This window comes from Streptomyces caelestis (assembly GCF_014205255.1).
GTDB classification, from domain to species: Bacteria; Actinomycetota; Actinomycetes; order Streptomycetales; family Streptomycetaceae; genus Streptomyces; species Streptomyces caelestis.
On record NZ_JACHNE010000001.1, the window covers coordinates 468,406 to 487,038 of the forward strand.

Consider the following 18,633-nt stretch of genomic DNA (forward strand, 5'->3'; position numbering starts at 1 on the left):
CGTTCGCCTCGCCGCACGTACGACGGTCCCGCGCACAGTGTGTGCGCGGGACCGTCGGCGGGTGCTGTCGTCAGGTGTTGGGACGCGCGGCGCTGATGTCGCCCAGCGCCGAGTCCGGGTCGCGCTCCATGGCCATGTCGCCCAGGGACACGATGCCCACGGGGTGGCCGTGGTCGACGACCGGGATACGGCGCACGGAGTGCTCGCGCATCAGCTCCACCGCATGGTCCAGGTCGTCGTCGGGGCCGACGGTGACCAGGTCGTCACTGCACGCGGCGGCCACGGTGGTCTGCTCCGGGTCACCGCCCTGACTGATCGACCGGACCACCAGGTCACGGTCGGTGACCACACCGCGCAGATCGTCGCCGTCCGTCACCAGGACGACGCCGAGGTCCTCGTCGCGCATGATGCGGGCCACCTCGGCGACGGAGGTCTGCGGCTCGACCGTGGCCGGATCGCTGGTCATGATGTCGCGGACATGCTGAGCCATGACGTGCCTCTTCCTTCGGCTCGTTGCGGGTTCTCCGTCTTGCGCTGCCCGGGTACCCGGCGAACCCGCCCGGTCACCAGGTGATCGTGGGGCGGTTTTCACCGCCCACCACCAGCTCCGCCCACACCTGCTTCCCCCCGCTGACCGGCAGCGTCCCCCACGTCGCCGACAGGGCCTCGACGAGGAGGATGCCCCGGCCGCCCGTGGCCTCCCAGCCGATGCTGGCCGGCCGGACCGGGCTGCGCGGTGAGGCGTCGGCGACGGCGACGCGCAGGCGGTCGTTGATGAGCGTGAGGTCCATCCGGACCCGGCCGTCGGTGTGGACGAGGGCGTTGGTGACGAGTTCGGAGACGACGAGGAGGGCTGCGTCGACGTCCTCGGTGACGCCCCAGGAACGCAGGGTGCGCCGGGCGAAGCGGCGGGCGTGCCCGACCGCCTGCGGGACGCGCCACACCGTCCAGCTCTCGCGCAGCGGGCGCAGGTCCATGCCGTCGTAGCGCAAGAGGAGCAGGGCGACGTCGTCGCTGCGCGGGGCGTCGCCGAGGAGGGCGTCGGCGACGAGCCCCAGGTCGGCGGGGGCGGCTTCGGCCAGCCGGCCGGCGAGGCGGTCCATGCCCTCGTCGATGTCGGTCTCGGGCGTCTCGACGAGCCCGTCCGTGGCCAGGGCGATCACCGTACCGGCCGGCAGCCGGAGCGGGCTCATGGGGAAGTCGGCCTGGATGACCACCCCGAGGGGCGGGCCGCCCTCGGCCTCCGCGATCTCGGTCCGGCCGTCCGGGTACCGCAGCACCGGCGGCAGGTGCCCGGCACGCACGCACCAGGCGGAGCCCTCCTCCAGGTCGATGTCGACGTAGGCGCAGGTGGCGAAGAGGTCGCTCTCCATGTCCATGAGCAGTCGGTTGGCGTGCGAGACCACGACATCCGGCGGGTGCCCTTCGACCGCGTAGGCGCGCAGGGCGGTGCGCATCTGGCCCATGAGGGTGGCGGCGCCCGCGCTGTGCCCCTGGACGTCGCCGATGATCAGGGCGACGTGGTGGTCGGGCAGCGGGACGACGTCGTACCAGTCGCCGCCGAGTTCGAGTCCGGCCGTGCTGGGCAGATAGCGGGCGACGGCCACCGCGCCCGGCAGCCGGGGCAGGCGGCGCGGCAGCAGCTGGCGCTGGAGCATGCCGACGAGTTCGTGTTCGGCGTCGAAGGCCCGGGCCCGCACCAGGGCCTGTCCGGCGAGGCCGGCGCAGGCGGTGAGCAGGGCGCGTTCGTCGGTGCCGAAGTCGTGCGGGGCGTCCCAGCCGATCAGGCAGGCTCCGGCCATGCGGTTCCCGGCGGGCAGCGGCAGGACGGCGAGGCCGCCGGGGCCGACCTCGGCCAGGGCGCCTTCCAGGGGGCTGCCGGCGGGCCAGATCCGGGCCCGGCCCTCGCGCAGCGCGGCGGCAAGGGTGGGCATGGCGCGCACGGGCGCGTCGGGCCACTCGCCGCGCCACTCCGTGCGCCACAACTCGGGCCAGGCCTCGGGTTCGGGCGGGTCAAGGACGGTGACGACGAGCCGGTCGCTCTCCAGCTCGGCGAGGGCGATCCGGTCGGCCCTGAGCGGCCGGCGCAGGGCGGCGACCACGGCGTCGCCGACGTCGCGGACGGTGACGGCGGTGGCCAACGCGGTGGCAAGGCGCTGGACGCGGGCCACGTCGGTGACGTCGGAGCGCAGCGTGGAGGCGTCGGCGACGGTGCCCACGAGCCGCGCCGGGTGCCCCTCGCCACCGGGCAGAAGACGCCCGCTCAGCCGGAGCCACTTCGGCGGCCCGGTGGGCTGGAGCACGCGGAACTCCAGCTCCCGCTCGCCGATGGACATGTGGTCCGCCTCCACGACGGACATCAGCGAGGGCAGGTCCTCCGGCACGGTCAGGCCCAGCAGGGTCTCGACCCGGCCGTCGAACCCCACGGGGTCCAGGCCGAACAGGTCCAGCAGCTCGTCGCCGACCCGGACGCGGCCGGTGTCCATGGCGAGGCTGAAGGCGCCGGGCGGCAGTTCACCGCTCTCGGCGGGCCCGGCCGGAGCGGTGAAGGCGACCGCCTCGGAGATGAGCTCCAGGCACGTGCGGTCGTCGGTGTCGAACCCGGTGGGGCGCTCGCTCACGGCGAGCAGGCAGCCGCCGTTCCCGTGCACGGGCAGGGCGACCAGATGGAAGTCGCGGGACGGCACGCGCCGTGCCTGGGCGTGCTCGGCGAGTTCCGCCGGGCTCAGCGACACCGGCCGTCCGTCGCGGTGGGCCTCGGCGACCGGGGACCGCCCGGCGCGCGGGTAGCTGTCGCGCAGCCCGTACAGCGTCCTGGGCACCCCGGCCGACTCGACGAGGCAGAGCAGTTCGCCGTCCTGACCGGGCGCGTACACGGCGACGAACGCGGCTCCGGCGAAGACGAGCGCCTGTTCGATAGTGCGGTGCACGCGTTCGGGCGACTCCTGATCGGTCGCGATCGCTTTGAGGGCACCTTCGGCACGCTGCGTTCGCGTTCCGCGCTCTTGGGCGCCCTCACTGACCACGTTGGCCATTACAGCGCTTATGAGACACCTGCGCAGCCCCTGTGACCGTTCCGTGGAGGCGAGCCGGTACGGGCGCTCGAAAGCCACCGAACATGTCTTTACCCATGCGTTCCGCACGGTGTTCTCGTGACAGGCGTGACTGTCCGGGCCCGTCGCGTGGCTGGAAGGCTCGGTGCCCGTCACGGAGGGGGACGCATGGACAAGCGGTACGAGGTGTACGCGCTCGCCGACCGGCATTTCTACGAGACGCCGGACCGGCTGACGCGGGGCGGGCAGGAGGCCGCGCAGGGAGCGGCCGCGCACCTCTACGAGACGGCCCGCCGGCCGGTACCCGAGGGCTGGGAGGCGGCGCGGATCGGCGACTGGCTGACGATGACACCGCTCGGCCCGGACGGCGAGCCGCTCCCGGGCCCGGCGCAGGGCTGGAAGATCCACGCCTCGGCGACCCGGGCGAACGCGGAACAGATCGCCGGGATCGTGTGGGACTACTGCGTCGAGCGGCGGATCCCCTTCAAGTTCGTGCCGGGCCCGCACCTGCTGCACCTGCGCAACACCAAGTACGCCCCGCGCGACGGCAGCGGCAAGTTCGTCACCGTCTATCCGGCCGGCGAGGAGCAGCTGCACGAGGTGCTGCGCGAGCTGGGGGCGCTGCTGGAGGGGTTCGAGGGGCCGTACATCCTGACCGACCTGCGGTGGGGCGAGGGTCCGCTGTACGTCCGGTACGGCGCCTTCGCGCGCTCGTTCGTCGTGGACGAGCGGGGCTCGCTGGTGCCGGCGGTGCGGGACGGCGAGGGGCGGCTGGTGCCGGACCGGCGGGCGCCGTCCTTCCAGGTGCCGGAGTGGGTGACGCTGCCGGAGTTCCTCAGACCCCATCTGGACGCGCGCAACGACACGACGACGGGCGACCTGCCGTACCGCATCGAGAAGGCGCTGCACTTCTCCAACGGCGGCGGTGTGTACGCGGGCACCGACACGCGCGACGGGCGCAAGGTCGTGCTGAAGGAGGGGCGGCCGCACGCGGGGCTCGCCTCGGACGGTGCCGACGCGATCACCCGGCTGGAGCGGGAGAAGCGGGCGCTGGAGCAGGTCGCGGGCACGGGTGTGGTCCCGGAGGTGCGCGACTGGTTCGAGCTGGGCGGCCACCGCTTCCTGGTGATGGACTTCCTTCAGGGCCGTCCGCTCAACTCGTTCTTCGCCGAGCGGCATCCGCTGCTCGCCCAGGATCCCGAGCCGGAGGCCGTCGCCGCGTACACGGCGTGGGCGCTGCGTATCCACCGCAGAGTGGAGGAAGCCGTGGCGGCGGTGCACGCGCGCGGCATCGTCTTCAACGACCTGCACGTCTTCAACATCATGGTCGCGCCGGACGAGGAGTCGGTCTTCCTCCTCGACTTCGAGGCAGCGGCCCCGGCCGAGGAGAACGGCCGCCAGGTCGTCGCCCACCCGGGGTTCTTCGCGCCGCCGGACCGCCGGGGCGCCGACGTCGACCGCTACGCGCTGGCTTGTCTGCGGCTGGCCCTGTTCCTGCCCGTGACCACCTTGTTCGTGGTCGACCGCGGTAAGGCGGCACATCTGGCCGAGGTGATCGGGGAGCAGTTCCCGGACGTGCCGCGGGAGTTCCTCGACGAGGCGGTCGCGGAGATCACGCGGGAGGTGTCCGGCCGTACGGTGGCCGCTCCCTCCTCTCCGGTGGACCCCGGCGACTGGCCGTACAGCCGCGACTCGATGGTCAAGGCGATCCTCGCCTCGGCCACCCCGGAGCGCGACGACCGGCTCTTCCCGGGCGACGTCGCCCAGTTCTCCGACGGCGGCGGGCTCGGGATCGCCCACGGCGCCGCGGGGGTGTTGTACGCGCTGGACGCGATCGGCGCCGAGCGGTACGAGGAGGGCGAGCGCTGGCTGCTGGCCCGGACGGCACCGGCCCCGGTCGGTACGCCGCTCGGACTGTACGACGGGCTCGCGGGCGTCGCCCTGGTCCTGGACCGGCTGGGGCACCGGCAGCGGGCGCTGGACCTGGTCGAGGGCATCCTCGCGGAGCGGTGGCAGAACCTCTCCTCCGACCTGCACGGCGGACTGGCCGGACTGGGCCTCGTCCTGGGCCACCTGGCGCGCACCACAGGGGAAGCGGTGCTGCGCGAGCGGGCCGACGAGGCCGCCCGGATCCTGCTGCGACGGCTCGCCGAGCCGCTCCCGGCCACGCCCCGGCGGCGCGCCGGGCTGCTGCGGGGCGCTACCGGTCCGGCGCTCCTCCTGCTGCGGCAGTACGAGTGGACCGGCCGGGCCGAATGGCTTCAGGCGGCGGCCGTGGCACTGCGCCGGGACCTGGAGTCCTGCGTGACCCGCGGGGGCGGTGCGCTGGAGGTCGACGAGGGCTGGCGGACCCTGCCCTACCTCGGCGACGGCAGCGTGGGGATCGGCATGGTCCTCGACGACCTCGTGGCCCACGCCCCGCGCACGGCCGGGGAGTTCGGGCCGGCCCGCTCCGGCGTGCTGACCGCCGCCACCTCACGCTTCTACGCGCAGCCCGGGCTGTTCCAGGGCCGCGCCGGGATGATCCTCCACCTCAGCCGCACGACCGCGCCGGGCGCGACCGCGGACCGGCTGGCCGGGCAGATCGCCGGACTTGGCTGGTTCGCGATGTCGTACGAGGGCCAACTCGCCTTCCCCGGCCACCAGATGATGCGGCTGTCCATGGACCTCACCACCGGAACCGCAGGGTGCCTGCTGGCGCTCGGCGCGGCCCTCGACCCGGCGACCGACGCCCACCTGCCGTTCCTCCCGCCGCCGAACCGGCGGCCCACCTGAACGCGGCTCCGCGATCCCGCGGAGTCGTGACACCACCCCGTCCCCACGGATGACCACGGACGGACACCCAACGGAAGGACACACACCATGGCACTTCTCGACCTGCAGACCATCGAGTCCGAGGAGCGGACGGAGGGCGGCGGCGCCAGCACGGTGAGCCTGCTCTCCTGCATCAGCGCGGCGAGCGTCATGCTCTGTCTCTGACCGACGGTCCGCGGCATGGCTCCGGGCGGCTCTCTCCCTTCGGGGAGGGGCCGTCCGGGGCCCTCCCGTTTCGCGAAAGGCCCGTATGACCACGCGTGCCGACGACGACCCGGCGACCGGACACGCCCGCACACTGCTGCGTACGGCCACCCGGCACAGCGGGATCCGCTGTGCGGCCCTGTGCCTGGTGAGCACCGCCGCCACCGGTGCCGGACTGCTGCTGCCGGCCGCGCTGGGCCGGGCTCTCGATCTGCTGCTGGCGCAGGCCCCGGCGACCCGCTGGGTGCTGTACTGCGCCGGCCTCGTACTGCTTCTCGCCCTGCTGGATGCCGCCCAGACCGTCCTGACCGGGACCGTCGACGCCCGCAGCACCGCGTGGCTGCGCCGCCGGCTGACCGGGCACGTCCTGGGCGTCGGCCCGCGGGCCGCCGACCGCTTCGGTTCCGGTGACCTCGTCGCGCGCCTGGTCGGCAACGCCGCCGAGGCGGGGACCACTCCGGCGGCCCGTGCGGCACTGCTCGCCGCCCTCGCCGGTCCCGTCGGGGGTGTGGTCGCGCTCGGGCTGATCGACTGGCGGCTCGCGGCCGTCTTCCTCGCCGGGGCGCCCGTTCTGACGTTCCTGCTGCGTGCCGTGGCCCGCGACACCACGCGGAGCGCGACTCGCTACCAGCGGGCCCAGGGCCGGATCGCCGCCGCGCTGGCCGAGGCCGTCGAGGGCTTCCGCACCGTCCGGGCGGCGGGTACGCAGGGCCGGGAGACGGCCCGCGTGCTGCGGCCGCTGCCCGAGCTGTCCGAGGCCGGGCACCGCATGTGGCGGGTGCAGGGGCGCGCCGCCGCACAGGCGGTCGCCGTGGCGCCGCTGCTCCAGCTCGGGGTCGTCGCCGTGGCCGGTGTGCTGCTGACCCGGGACCTGCTGTCGGTGGGCGAGGTGCTCGCGGCCTCGCGGTACGCGGTGCTCGCGACGGGCGTCGGCGTCCTGGTCGGCCGGCTCGCGGGCCTGGCCCGGGCCCGGGCGGCGGCCCGGCGCCTCGGCGAGGTCCGGGCCGAGCCCGCCACCGCGTTCGGCGAACGGCGACTGCCCGACGGGTCCGGGCGGCTGGAGCTGCGCGGCGTGACGGCCCGGCGCGGCGGACGCACCGTGCTCGACGGAGTCGACCTCGTCGTACCGGGCGGCACGACCCTGGCCGTGGTCGGCCGGTCGGGCGCCGGCAAGTCGCTGCTGGCCGCGCTCGCCGGGCGGCTGGCCGACCCGGACGCGGGCGAGGTGCTCCTGGACGGGGTGCCGCTGCGCGAACTGCCGCACGACGACCTGCGGCGCGCCGTCGGCTACGCCTTCGCCCGCCCGGCCCTCCTCGGCGGCACGGTCGAGCAGGCGATCGGTCTCGGCCTGGCCTCGCCCTCCCCCGACCGCATCCGGGCGGCCGCCCGCACCGCTCTCGCGGACGACTTCGTCCGCCGCCTCCCCGGCGGATACGACACGGCCGTCACCGACGCCCCGCGCTCCGGCGGCGAGTCCCAACGGCTGGGTCTGGCCCGGGCGTTCGCGCACGACGGCCGGCTGCTGATCCTCGACGACGCCCTCTCCAGCCTGGACACGGTGACGGAACGCCACATCACCGACGCCCTCCTCGGCGACGGCCCGGGCACCACGCGGCTCCTGGTCGCCCACCGCAGCGCCACGGCCGCCTGCGCCGACGTGGTGGCCTGGCTGGACGAGGGACGGGTGCGGGCGGTGGGGCGGCACGAGGAGCTGTGGCGGCTCGCGGAGTACCGGGCCGTGTTCGGGGAGGGGGCGGACTCGGCGTGCGCCGGGGCCGGGAGCGGGGCGGAGGCATGACGGCCAGCCCCGTACCCGCCGGAACCGGTACGCTCCCGTCCGCGCGGGGCGGGCTGCCCGTGCGGGGTCTGCGGTTCCTGCTGGCCCGGTGGCGGGTCCTGCTGCGGCTCACTGCCTGGTCGGTACTGGAGACCGGGCAGACGTTCCTCATCGGGTACGGGCCCGCCCGCGCCCTGGACGACGGGTTCCTGCGAGGGCGGCCGGATGTCGGGCTGGCCTGGCTGGCGGTGGCCGGGCTCGGTGTCCTGGTCGGGGCGTACGGGACCGCGCGGGTGTACGCGGCCGTCGCCGCGCTGGTCGAACCGTTCCGGGACCGGCTCGTGGAGCGGGTCGTCTCCCGCGGGGTGCGGACCGGTGACGCGGGCTCGCTGTCCGGGCTCACCCAGCAGGTGGAGATCGCGCGGGACACCTTCGCCGGGCTGGTCATGGTCTCCCGCTCCTTCGTGTTCACCGCCGCCGGCGCCCTGGCCGGCCTGTTCGCTCTCGCCCCGCCGCTCCTGCTGGTCGTCGGGCCGCCCCTGGCCGCGGGGGTGGCGCTGTTCGCGGCGACGCTGCGGCCGCTCGCCCGGCGGCAGGAGGCGTTCCTCGTCGCCGACGAGGCCCTGGCGGGACATCTGGGCACTGTCTGCCCGGGCTTGCGGGACATCACGGCGACCGGCGCCGAGGCGCACATGGCCGCCGCCACCGGCGAACGGGTCGGGGCGGAGTTCCGGGCGGCACGCTCCCTGGCCCACTGGGGCGTCCTGCGCGTGGCGTCCCTCGCGCTCGGCGGCCAGCTGCCGCTCGTGCTGCTGCTCGCCACCGCCCCGTGGCTCCTGGCCCACGGCGTCACCACGGGCGCCCTGGTCGGCGCCCTCGCCTACGTCACCCAGTCCCTGCTGCCCGCCCTGCGGAACCTGATCCACGGCCTGGGCACCAGCGGCTCCCGTCTGACGGTGGTGCTGCGCAGGCTGGCCCCGACGGGTCACGCCGAGACCGACGGCACGGACGGCGACGGAACGCGGTCGCGGACCGGCCGGCGGCTCGCGGACACGGCGAACCCGCGCGTGGGCCCCGGCCCCTCGGGCACGGCACAGCAACACGTGGGCCCCCACGCCGCTCCCGGCACCCGCGGCGACGGCCCCCGCAGCGCACTCCCGGAAGCGGCACCGGCCGCCCGCGGCACACCGCCCACGCCCACCGCCCCCGCCGGCGCACCCCACACCCCCACCGTCGACGCCCGGACCGCCCCCGCCCGCCGCTCACCCACCCCCTCTCCCCCGGCCCTGTCCCTCTCCTCCGTCACCTTCGCCTACGGCCCCGCCAGCACCCCGGTCGTCGACGAGCTCGACCTCACCCTCCCGGCCGGCTCGCACCTGGCCGTGGTCGGACCCAGCGGTGCCGGCAAGTCCACCCTCACCGCCCTCGTGGCCGGGCTGCTCACGCCGGACCGGGGCACCATCACCGTGGGCGGACACCCCGTGCCCGGGCCGGCGGCGGCCGTCGCGCGGGTGCTCATCCCGCAGGAGGCGTACGTCTTCGGCGGCACGCTGGCCGAGAATCTCGCGTACCTGCGTCCGGACCCGGTGCCTGAGGAGGAGCTGCTGGCCGCGGCCGAGGCGGTCGGCCTCGCCCCGCTGGCCGACCGGCTCGGCGGTCTCGGTGCCCGGCTCGATCCGGCCGCCCTGTCGGCCGGCGAACGGCAACTGGTCGCGCTGACCCGGGCCTACCTGTCGTACGCCCCGCTCGCCCTGCTCGACGAGGCGACCTGCCATCTGGACGCCGGGACGGAGGAGCGCGCGGAGCGGGCCTTCGCCGCCCGGCCGGGCGGGACCCTGGTGGTCGTCGCCCACCGCATCAGCTCGGCCCGCCGCGCCGGCCGTGTGCTGGTCATGGACGGCCGGAGCACGGCCTGCGGCGGCCACGAGGAGCTGATGCGGTCCTCGGCGCTGTACCGGGACCTCGTCGGGAGCTGGGCGCCCGCACCCTCCCGGCCGCGGTCAGAGCCAGCCCTGTCCCTGCGAGATGCGGATCGCGTCGATGCGGTTGCGGGCCCCGGTCTTGCGGGTGATGGCCGCCATGTAGTTGCGCACGGTCCCGTGGGAGAGGTGCAGGCTCCCGGCGATCTCCGCGATGGAGGCTCCCTCGGCCGCGAGGGATAACACGCTCAGCTCTCTGCGAGTCAGCGGCATCTCGGCCGCCTTGAGGAATCCGAACCCCAGAGAGTCGTTGATGAAACGTTCCCCCTCGGCGACGCGGCGGATCCCGCGCAGCAGGTTCTGCGGCGAGCCCTCCTTGTCGACGTAGCCGAGCGCCCCCGCCTCCACTGCCCGCTTCAGCAGTCCGGGTCTGTTCGCAGAGGCCAGCACGAGCAAGCGCGGGCGCTTCCGGTCCGGGCCCGGCCGGCACAGTTCGCCGAGCGGCGGGATGCCGTAGGAGTCCGCGCACTCCAGGTCCGCCGCGCAGACATCCGGCCGCACGGACGGCAGCAGACCGGGCGCACCGCGCCACGACGTGTCGTGCACCGCCAGATCGGACTCCCCCCGCAGCCACTCCGCCAGCACCGATCGCACCAGACACTCGTCGTGCACCAGAAGCACCCGGATCACTGCCACCCCCTCGGCTCGCCGTACGCCACGTCGTCGTGTTGAGCGCGTGCCCCATTGTTCGCGATCGTGACCCTGCGTGGGCACGAAGAACCGGCCATCAGGGTGCGTGGGGGCGCACGCCCGGCGCTCGTACACCCCGCCGCGCATCGACCCGGGCGGCATGTCTCGCGGCGGTCGGGGTACGCGGGCGCCCTCAAGGGGGTCCTGTGTTGTGACCGACGGTAACCAGGTCCGTTCCCGGTGCCGCTCGTCGTGCGCGACGGGCCGCCAGGGAGGAGATTTGTTCCTGAGCCCGGTCGCGCGGCCGTGCGAGGAGGTGGTCGGCGTGTCCGACGGGCAGTCGTCCGCGCAGGCGCCGGCAGCCGCCAGGACGCCGGTCGGCCGTCCCCTGCTGTCGTTGGCGCTGGCCTCGATGATGGACGAGGTGCACGCCCACTCCGGCGCGGTGTACCTGCTGCCGCGGGACCGGCCGGTGCTGGAGATGGCGGTGATGGCGGGGCTGCCCCGGGCGTTCGCGGCGCCCTGGGAGCGGGTGGGGCTGAGCGCGCCGATCCCGGTCGCCGACGCGGCGCGCGAGCGCAAGCTGGTGTGGGTCGGCGGCGAGGAGGAGATGGCCCGCCGCTACCCGCGGATCGCCGTGGTCCTGCCCTATCCGTTCGCCCTGGCCGCGATACCGGTGGCCACCGAGTCCGCCGTGTACGGCGCGGTGTTCGTGACCTGGCCGGGCGGGCATCCGCCGGAGCTGTCCGACCGGGAGCGCGAGCATCTGACCGCGGCCTGCGGCCGGTTGGCGGTCCGGCTGGAGCGGGCCGCCGAGCACAGCATCCCGCCGCACCCCGAGACCGATCTGGTCGCCTCGCCCCTGGTGGGCGGGATGGCCGGCACGCTCGGCGCGGTCGAGGCGGCCCGGATGGTGAGCCGCCTGCCGTACGGACTGGTCTCGCTGGATCTTCACGGGCGCGTCGGCTTCGTCAACGCGGCGGCGGCCGAGCTGCTGAACGTCCCGGTCAGCCGGCTGCTCGGCACGCAGCTGTGGGCGTCGGTGCCGTGGCTCAACGACCCGGTGTACGAGGACCGTTACCGGGCCGCACTGATGAGCCAGCACACCGCCTCGTTCGTGGCGCTGCGCCCGCCCGGCGAGTGGCTGTCGTTCCGGCTGTATCCGAGTACGACGGGCCTCAGCGTCCGGATCACCAGGTCCCGGGCCGTGTCGGAGATGAACCGGGCCGCACCGCCGTCCGACGGGACGCCGACCCGGCTGGTCACCATGTCGCAGGTGCTGGACCTGGCCAGCGCGCTCACCGAGGCGGTGGGGGTGCAGGACGTGGTGCAACTGGTCGCGGACGAGATCGCCCCGGCCGTGGGCAGCCAGGCCCTGGTCGTGCTGGGCTCGCGGGCGAACCGGCTACGGGTGCTCGGGCATCGAGGGTACCGGGACGCGACCGTGGTGGAACGCTTCGACGGGATGCCACTGACCGAGCCGACCCCCTGCACGCAGGTGCTGCGGACGGGCGTGCCCGCCTTCTTCGCGTCGCAGGAGGAGCTGGAGCGTCTCTATCCGGCGCGGCTCGCGACGCCCGACCGGTTCGCGGCCTGGGCGTATCTGCCACTGATCGCCCAGGGCCGGCCGGTGGGGACGTGCGTGCTCTCCTACGCCGAACCGCACCCCTTCCCGACGGAGGAGCGGGCGGTGATGACGAGCCTGGCCGGGCTGATCGCCCAGGCGCTGGAGCGGGCGCTGCTCTACGACGCCAAGCACCGGCTCGCGCACGGCCTCCAGGAGGCGCTGCTGCCGCACTCCCTGCCGTCGCTGCCCGGCATCGAGGCGGCCGCCCGCTATGTGCCGGCCACGCAGGGCATGGACATCGGCGGCGACTTCTACGACCTGGTGCGCACCGAGGGGATGGCGGCGGCGGTGATCGGGGACGTGCAGGGCCACAACGTCACGGCGGCCGGGCTGATGGGGCAGGTCCGCACGGCCGTGCGCGCCTACACGGCCGTGGGTCAGGCGCCCGAGGAGGTCATGCGCAGCACCAACCGGCTGCTGCTCGACCTGGGGGCCGACCTGTTCGCCAGCTGCCTGTACCTGCGGCTCGACCCGGCGCACGGCCGGGCCGTGATGTCCCGGGCCGGCCATCCGCCGCCGCTGCTGCGACGGCCGGACGGGCGGGTGCGCGTCCTCGACCTGGCAGGCGGCCCGCTGCTGGGCATCGACGCCTCGGCGGTGTACCCGACGACGGAGGTCGCTCTCGCCCCCGGCTCCCTGCTCGTCCTCTACACCGACGGGTTGGTCGAGTCCCCCGGCACCGACTTCGAGGAGGCCCTCGCGGGCCTGGGCCGTCGTCTGACCGACGCCGGGGACCAGCCGCTGGACGAACTGGCCGACAGCCTCGTCCGCCAGGAGCCCCACCGCACGGACGGGGAGGAACGGCTCGACGACATCGCCCTGTTGCTGCTCAGGGCCGTCGGGTAGGGCCCCGACGGTCTCCCGCGGAGCACCGCTGACGCGCGGACGGGCCGGCCATCCCGCCGGAGGGCCGGCCCGGTCCACCGCCGGCCGGAACCAAGGCTCAGGCCGGTCGGTGGCTGGGGAAACCGGTGGGCCGGCCCGGTCCCGCCAGGAAGGGGGCGGAACCGGGCCGGCAGCGTCGGACCGGCTGCCGACGTTTTCGGGTCAGCGGGACTCGGTCAGACCGGAGTTGTCCTCGACACCCTGGCCCGCGTCCTCGCCTCCGGCGTGCTCACCGGCACCGGCACCCTCGCCGGCACCAGCACCGGCCTCTTCACCGGCACCGGCACCCTCGCCCGCACCAGCACCGGCCTCGCCGCCGGCTCCGGCCTCCTCACCGGCGCCCGCTTCCTCACCGGCACCGGCACCAGCGCCGGCTTCCTCGCCCGCACCGGCGTCCTCACCGGCACCGGCCTCTTCACCCGCGCCACCGGCCGCGCCGGCCGCGCCGAGGGTCGCGCCGACCGCTTCCAGGGCGGTGGTCACCGGCTGGAAGAACGTCTCGCCGCCGACCGTGCAGTCGCCGCTGCCGCCCGAGGTGAGGCCGATCGCGAGACCGTCCTGGGTGAACAGCGAGCCGCCGCTGTCGCCGGGCTCGGCACAGACGTTGGTCTGGATGAGGCCGGTGACGGTGCCCTCCGGGTAGTTCACCGTGGCGTCGAGTCCGAGGACCTGGCCGTCGGCGAGCCCGGTGGTGCTGCCCATCCGGAAGACCTCCTGGCCGACGGTCGCCTCCGCGGCCTCGGTGATCTGGACGGTCTGGTCGCCGGTGTTGACCTCGCTGGGCGCCTCGGTCGCCGGGTCGTCGTACTTCACGAGCGCGAAGTCGCCGTCGCCGGGGAACGTGGACTGGTCGACGGTGGCGATCGGCTGCCCGCCCTGCGTGTCCGACCACTCGTTGCCGCCGAGGGTGCAGTGACCGGCCGTCAGGAAGGCCGGCGAGCCGTCGCCCGCGGTGACGTTGAAGCCGAGGGAGCAGCGTGAGCCGCCCGCGAAGATGGCGTCACCGCCCGAGACGAACGGCTTGAAGGTGCCCGCGGACTTCTTGAGGGTCGCCATGCCGGAGCCGAGGCTCTGCACGGTGGACTCCAGTCTGTCCCACTTGGCGCCGGTGACGGTGCTGTCGGCCGTCACCAGGAGCTTGTTCGTGCGCGGGTCGATCGACCAGGAAGTGCCCGCGATGGTCGCGTCCGACTTCAGGGTCTGCGCCCCGCTCTGGAGCTCCGACCAGCTGTTGTCGACCTCGCGGACCTTCGCGCCCGCCGCCTTGGCCTGCACGATCACGTTGTTGTTGTCGCCCGGTACGACGTTGACGACCAGCTGCCGGCTGTCGCTGTCGTAGTAGGAGCCGCCGAACGCCTCACCGAGGAGCCCGGAGAGCTGCGAGGCGAGGTCCGAGGCGTCGCCCGCCTTCAGGGTCTTCGGCGCGGCCGCCGCGTCATTGGACGAACCGTCCTGGGACGCGTTGGCGTTGGGGAGCAGGATCGCGGCCGCGCCGAGCGCCACCACGCCGCCCGCCGCTATCGCGGCCTTGCGCTTCGGAATTCGCTTGTGACTCAAACTTCTCTCCTCCTGGGGAACGGAGTAGGTGCCGCCGTCCGGCAGCTTCTGGGGGGCGCCTGGATGGCTGTTGGTACGCACGGGCCACGTGGGGCGTTCAATTCCGTTTGCAAGTGATCCGTTCGCATCGCGAAATCAGCCAACTCCCGCCGCCCGAGCACCGACCGCACGGTCTGCGGCCGCCCTGGTCACAACAGCACGCCGGGGAGGACGAAGCGCGCCGATCCACGGCCCCTCATGGCCGGATGACGGCGTTTCAGGCACGAGCCTCGTGACGACATACCGAACGAACACGGTCCGTATCCGATGAGGAACGGTCTGTTGTGATCGCTGAGCGGAATCTCACCTTCAGCGAATCTGCACATCGAATGCTCAACCCGGTCACCGAATCGAGGGTTATCCGGGCGCCGGCCGCGTCGGTCACGCCTTTGGGGCGGGAGTGCCGGATTCGCCGTCCCACGGGACAGGGGGTCGTGTGAGCCGATGCCGTGCCGCATGTGAAGAAGTCGGCACCAAGGCGTGCACACACCTGCACTCTTCGGTGCCGCTGGGGCGCAAGTTGCCTGGTGAGACAGCTGGTTGATTGGAAGCGCGCGCCCGCAGCGTGCTTTGATCCATCGCACCGCGGGGGCCGCACAGGGCACTCGGAAAACGGGCGTCCGGCACTCGTGGTCGCGGCCGTCATCTGTCCCCAGAGGGGGCCGCTCCCCCCTTGTGAGATATCCATATGAAGGGAAGTTCCATCATGAACTCCACCCCCCAGGTTGAGACCGTCGAGATCGCCGACGCCGAGCTCGACGCCGTCTCCGGCGGCCTGTCCGTGAACGCCGTGAACACCGTCACCGACACGGTCGACGGCATCGCCCCGGTCTCCGGCCTGGTCAACACGGCCGTCGGCACCGTTGAGGGCGTCACCGGCCTGAACACGGCCCCGGTCACCAACCTGGTCGCCGGTCTCTGATCGAGCCCCAGTGCCGTTGACTCCCGGAGCCGCAGCCGGCGGTTCCGGGATCTTCGGGTGCCGTAACCACGTCCGCTACGGCTGTAAGTACCTCTTCTACGGGTGAGGGAAGTTCCTTGCAGTTCCGCCAACAGGCCCTCGCCAAGCTCCAGTCGCCGGAGGAACTCGACCTTCCGGTGCGTTTCGCCCGCCCGCAGGGCTGGCTCGTGTTCTCGGTGACGGTGGTCGCGATGGCGGCCGCCTCGGTGTGGGCGGTGACCGGCTCGGTGACCTCCACCGTCAGCGCACCCGCCATCCTCACGCACGGGCAGGGCAGTTACCTCCTCCAAAGCCCGGTGGCGGGCCAGGTCACCGCGGTGCTCGCGAAGCAGGGCGAGCGGTTGCCCGCCGACTCCCCCGTGCTCAAGGTCCGTACGCCCAAGGGCGAAACCGTCGTCCGCACGCTCGACGCGGGCCGTGTCTCCGCGCTCGCCGCGACCGTCGGGCAGATCATCCAGACCGGCGCGAACGTCGCCGCCGTCGAGAAGGTCGCCCACACCGGCGACGCCTTGTACGCGACGGTCTACGTCCCCGCCGAGAACGCCGCCTCGATCCCCGACGACGCCGCCGTCGACCTGACCGTGCAGTCGGTGCCGACGCAGGAGTACGGCGTGCTGCGCGGCCATGTGAAGTCGGTGGACCGCTCGGCCCAGTCTCCGCAGCAGATCGCCGCGTTCCTCGGGGACGGCCAGCTGGGCGAGCAGTTCACGAAGAAGGGCAGGCCGGTGGCCGTGACGGTCCGGCTGGACAAGTCGTCCGCCACGAAGAGTGGTTACGAGTGGTCGTCCGCGGACGGGCCGCCGTTCAAGCTGACCTCCATGACGCTGGCCTCGGGGTCGATCCGCCTGGCCGAGCAGCATCCCGTCGACTGGCTGCTGCCGTGACCGCGACCGCACCGGACACCCGGGGCCGGCGCCGCGCCGCCCCGCCCAAGCGCAAGGTGCCCAAGGCCGGGGCGAAGACCGTCCGCACGCCCACCGTGCTCCAGATGGAGGCCGTGGAGTGCGGCGCCGCCTCCCTGGCGATGGTGCTCGGCCACTACGGCAAGCACGTCCCGCTGGAGGAGCTGCGCATCGCCTGCGGCGTCTCCCGCGACGGCTCGCGCGCCAGCAACCTCCTCAAGGCGGCCCGCAGTTACGGCCTGACGGCCAAGGGCATGCAGATGGACCTGGCCGCCCTCGCCGAGGTGAAGTCGCCGGCCATCCTGTTCTGGGAGTTCAACCACTACGTCGTCTACGACGGCATGGGCCGCCGCTTCGGCCGCCGTGGCGTCTACATCAACGACCCCGGCAAGGGCCGCCGCTTCGTCCCCATGGAGGACTTCGACGGCAGCTTCACCGGTGTCGTGCTGGTCATGGAGCCCGGCGAGGACTTCACCCGGGGCGGCCGCAAGCCCGGTGTCCTGGGCGCGATGCCCGCCCGGCTGCGCGGCACCGCGGGCACGATGCCCGCCGCCGTCCTGGCGAGCCTGCTGCTGGTGGCGGTCGGGGCCGCCGTGCCCGCGCTCAGCCGCACCTACATCGACGAGTTCCTGATCGGGAACCAGACCTCGCTGCTGCCGACGCTGTTCACGGCGATGGCGGCGTGCGTCCTGCTCACCCTCGTCCTCACCTGGCTCCAGCAGGCCAACCTGCTGCACGGCCGCATCATCTCCTCGACCCTCTCCAGCGCCCGCTTCCTGCGCCATCTGCTGCGGCTGCCGGTGACGTTCTTCTCCCAGCGCAGCCCGGCCGACCTGGTGCAGCGGCTCCAGTCCAACGACGCGGTCGCCGAGACGCTGTCCCGCGACCTCGCGGCGGCGGGCGTGGACGCGGTCGTCGTCGTCCTGTACGCGGTGCTGCTGTACACCTACGACCCGCAGCTGACGTTCGTCGGCATCGGCGTGGCGCTGCTGAACATCGTGGCCATGCGGGTGGTCATCCGGCTGCGCGCCACCCGCACGGCGAAGCTGCGCGCCGACACGGCCCGGCTGACCAACACCGCCTACACCGGCCTGCAGCTGATCGAGACGATGAAGGCGACCGGCGGCGAGGACGGCTACTTCCGCAAGTGGGCCGGGCAGCACGCCACCACGCTGGAGGAGCAGCAGCGGCTCGGTATGCCGAGCGCCTGGCTGGGCGTGGTCGCCCCGACGCTGGCCACCCTGAACAGCGCTCTGATCCTCTGGATCGGCGGCATGCGGGCGGTCGAGGGCCACATCTCGGTGGGCCTGCTGGTCGCCTTCCAGGCCCTGGTCACCCGCTTCACCGCCCCGCTGACCCGGCTCAACGGCGTCGCGGGCCGCATCCAGGACTTCGCGGCCGACGTGGCGCGGCTGAAGGACGTGGAGAACTTCAAGGCCGACCCGCTCTACGGCCGCCCCGAGTCCGGCGATTCGACGCGCCGCCTCCAGGGCCACGTCGAGCTGGAGAACATCACCTTCGGCTACAGCCCGCTCGACAAGCCCCTGCTCAGCGGCTTCGACCTGACGGTCGGTCCCGGGCAGCAGGTCGCGCTGGTCGGCGGGTCCGGCAGCGGCAAGTCCACGGTGTCGAGGCTGATCTCCGGGCTGTACGCGCCGTGGGAGGGAGTGATCCGCATCGACGGGCAGCGCATCGAGGACATCCCGCGCGGGGCGCTGGCCGCCTCCGTCTCCTTCGTCGACCAGGACGTGTTCCTCTTCGAGGGCACGGTCCGCGACAACGTGGCGCTGTGGGACCCGTCGATCCCGGACGAGGCGGTGGAGGACGCGCTGCGGGACGCCGCCCTGCTCGACGTGATCACACGGCGTCCGGGCGGCATCCACAGCAAGGTCGAGCAGGACGGGCGCAACTTCTCCGGCGGGCAGCGCCAGCGCCTGGAGATCGCGCGGGCGCTGGTGCGCCGGCCGAGCATCCTGGTCCTCGACGAGGTGACGAGCGCGCTGGACGCGGAGACCGAGCTGGTCGTGATGGACAACCTGCGCAGGCGCGGCTGTGCCTGCGTGGTGATCGCGCACCGGCTCAGCACGGTCCGCGACAGCGACGAGATCGTCGTCCTCCAGCACGGCACGATCGTGGAGCGGGGACGGCACGAGGACCTGGTGGCGCGCGGCGGAGCCTACGCGGCACTGGTCAGGGAGCGGTGAG

At 73.7% G+C, this 18,633-nt stretch carries 11 protein-coding genes and 1 pseudogene; 8 read left to right on the top strand and 4 right to left on the bottom strand.

The window, feature by feature from the left end:
- Positions 1–70: 70 nt before the first annotated feature.
- Complete coding sequence (locus tag HDA41_RS02105) at positions 71–490, bottom strand: CBS domain-containing protein (RefSeq protein ID WP_184980077.1); 420 nt, start codon at positions 488–490, stop codon at positions 71–73.
- 73 nt (positions 491–563) lie between these two features.
- Positions 564–3,035, bottom strand: a complete 2,472-nt coding sequence (locus HDA41_RS02110; RefSeq protein ID WP_184980079.1) for a SpoIIE family protein phosphatase — start codon at positions 3,033–3,035, stop codon at positions 564–566.
- A 186-nt stretch (positions 3,036–3,221) separates the two neighbouring features.
- Between HDA41_RS02110 and lanKC the strand changes: the two genes are divergently transcribed.
- The 4 genes from lanKC to HDA41_RS42190 all read left to right on the top strand — a co-directional run bounded on the left by lanKC (position 3,222) and on the right by HDA41_RS42190 (position 10,010).
- A complete protein-coding gene (gene lanKC, locus HDA41_RS02115; protein WP_184980081.1) occupies positions 3,222–5,828 on the top strand; it encodes a class III lanthionine synthetase LanKC in 2,607 nt (868 codons plus the stop codon).
- Between the two features lie 87 nt (positions 5,829–5,915).
- A complete protein-coding gene (locus tag HDA41_RS02120; RefSeq protein WP_184980083.1) occupies positions 5,916–6,032 on the top strand; it encodes a SapB/AmfS family lanthipeptide in 117 nt (38 codons plus the stop codon).
- An 85-nt stretch (positions 6,033–6,117) separates the two neighbouring features.
- Positions 6,118–7,869, top strand: coding sequence for an ABC transporter ATP-binding protein (locus HDA41_RS02125; protein ID WP_184980085.1), 1,752 nt, complete (start codon positions 6,118–6,120; stop codon positions 7,867–7,869).
- Positions 7,866–10,010: an ATP-binding cassette domain-containing protein gene (locus tag HDA41_RS42190; RefSeq protein ID WP_311772123.1), complete on the top strand. Its 2,145-nt coding sequence runs from the start codon at positions 7,866–7,868 to the stop codon at positions 10,008–10,010. Before HDA41_RS02125 ends, HDA41_RS42190 begins: the two co-directional genes overlap by 4 nt.
- On the opposite strand, the pseudogene HDA41_RS02130 reads toward HDA41_RS42190, so the two are convergent.
- Positions 9,933–10,619, bottom strand: a pseudogene (locus HDA41_RS02130) (LuxR C-terminal-related transcriptional regulator); the annotation flags it as partial. The gene HDA41_RS42190 and the pseudogene HDA41_RS02130 overlap by 78 nt on opposite strands.
- Positions 10,620–10,773: 154 nt before the next feature.
- On the opposite strand from HDA41_RS02130, the gene HDA41_RS02135 reads away from it, so the two are divergent.
- On the top strand, positions 10,774–12,930 hold the full coding sequence (locus tag HDA41_RS02135) for a SpoIIE family protein phosphatase (protein ID WP_184993067.1): 2,157 nt from the start codon (positions 10,774–10,776) through the stop codon (positions 12,928–12,930).
- Positions 12,931–13,131: 201 nt separating this feature from the next.
- Here the strand turns inward: HDA41_RS02135 and HDA41_RS02140 are convergent, their stop codons facing one another.
- Positions 13,132–14,526, bottom strand: a complete 1,395-nt coding sequence (locus HDA41_RS02140; RefSeq protein ID WP_184980089.1) for a S1 family peptidase — start codon at positions 14,524–14,526, stop codon at positions 13,132–13,134.
- A 745-nt stretch (positions 14,527–15,271) separates the two neighbouring features.
- Between HDA41_RS02140 and HDA41_RS02145 the strand changes: the two genes are divergently transcribed.
- From HDA41_RS02145 to HDA41_RS02155, 3 genes are all read left to right on the top strand, one after another.
- Positions 15,272–15,487, top strand: a complete 216-nt coding sequence (locus HDA41_RS02145) for a type A2 lantipeptide (RefSeq protein WP_184980091.1) — start codon at positions 15,272–15,274, stop codon at positions 15,485–15,487.
- Between the two features lie 116 nt (positions 15,488–15,603).
- Positions 15,604–16,410: a biotin/lipoyl-containing protein gene (locus HDA41_RS02150; protein WP_184980093.1), complete on the top strand. Its 807-nt coding sequence runs from the start codon at positions 15,604–15,606 to the stop codon at positions 16,408–16,410.
- The gene (locus HDA41_RS02155; RefSeq protein ID WP_184980095.1) at positions 16,407–18,632 is read left to right on the top strand and encodes an NHLP family bacteriocin export ABC transporter peptidase/permease/ATPase subunit; all 2,226 of its coding nucleotides are present in this window, start codon (positions 16,407–16,409) and stop codon (positions 18,630–18,632) included. Before HDA41_RS02150 ends, HDA41_RS02155 begins: the two co-directional genes overlap by 4 nt.
- Position 18,633: the final 1 nt, after the last annotated feature.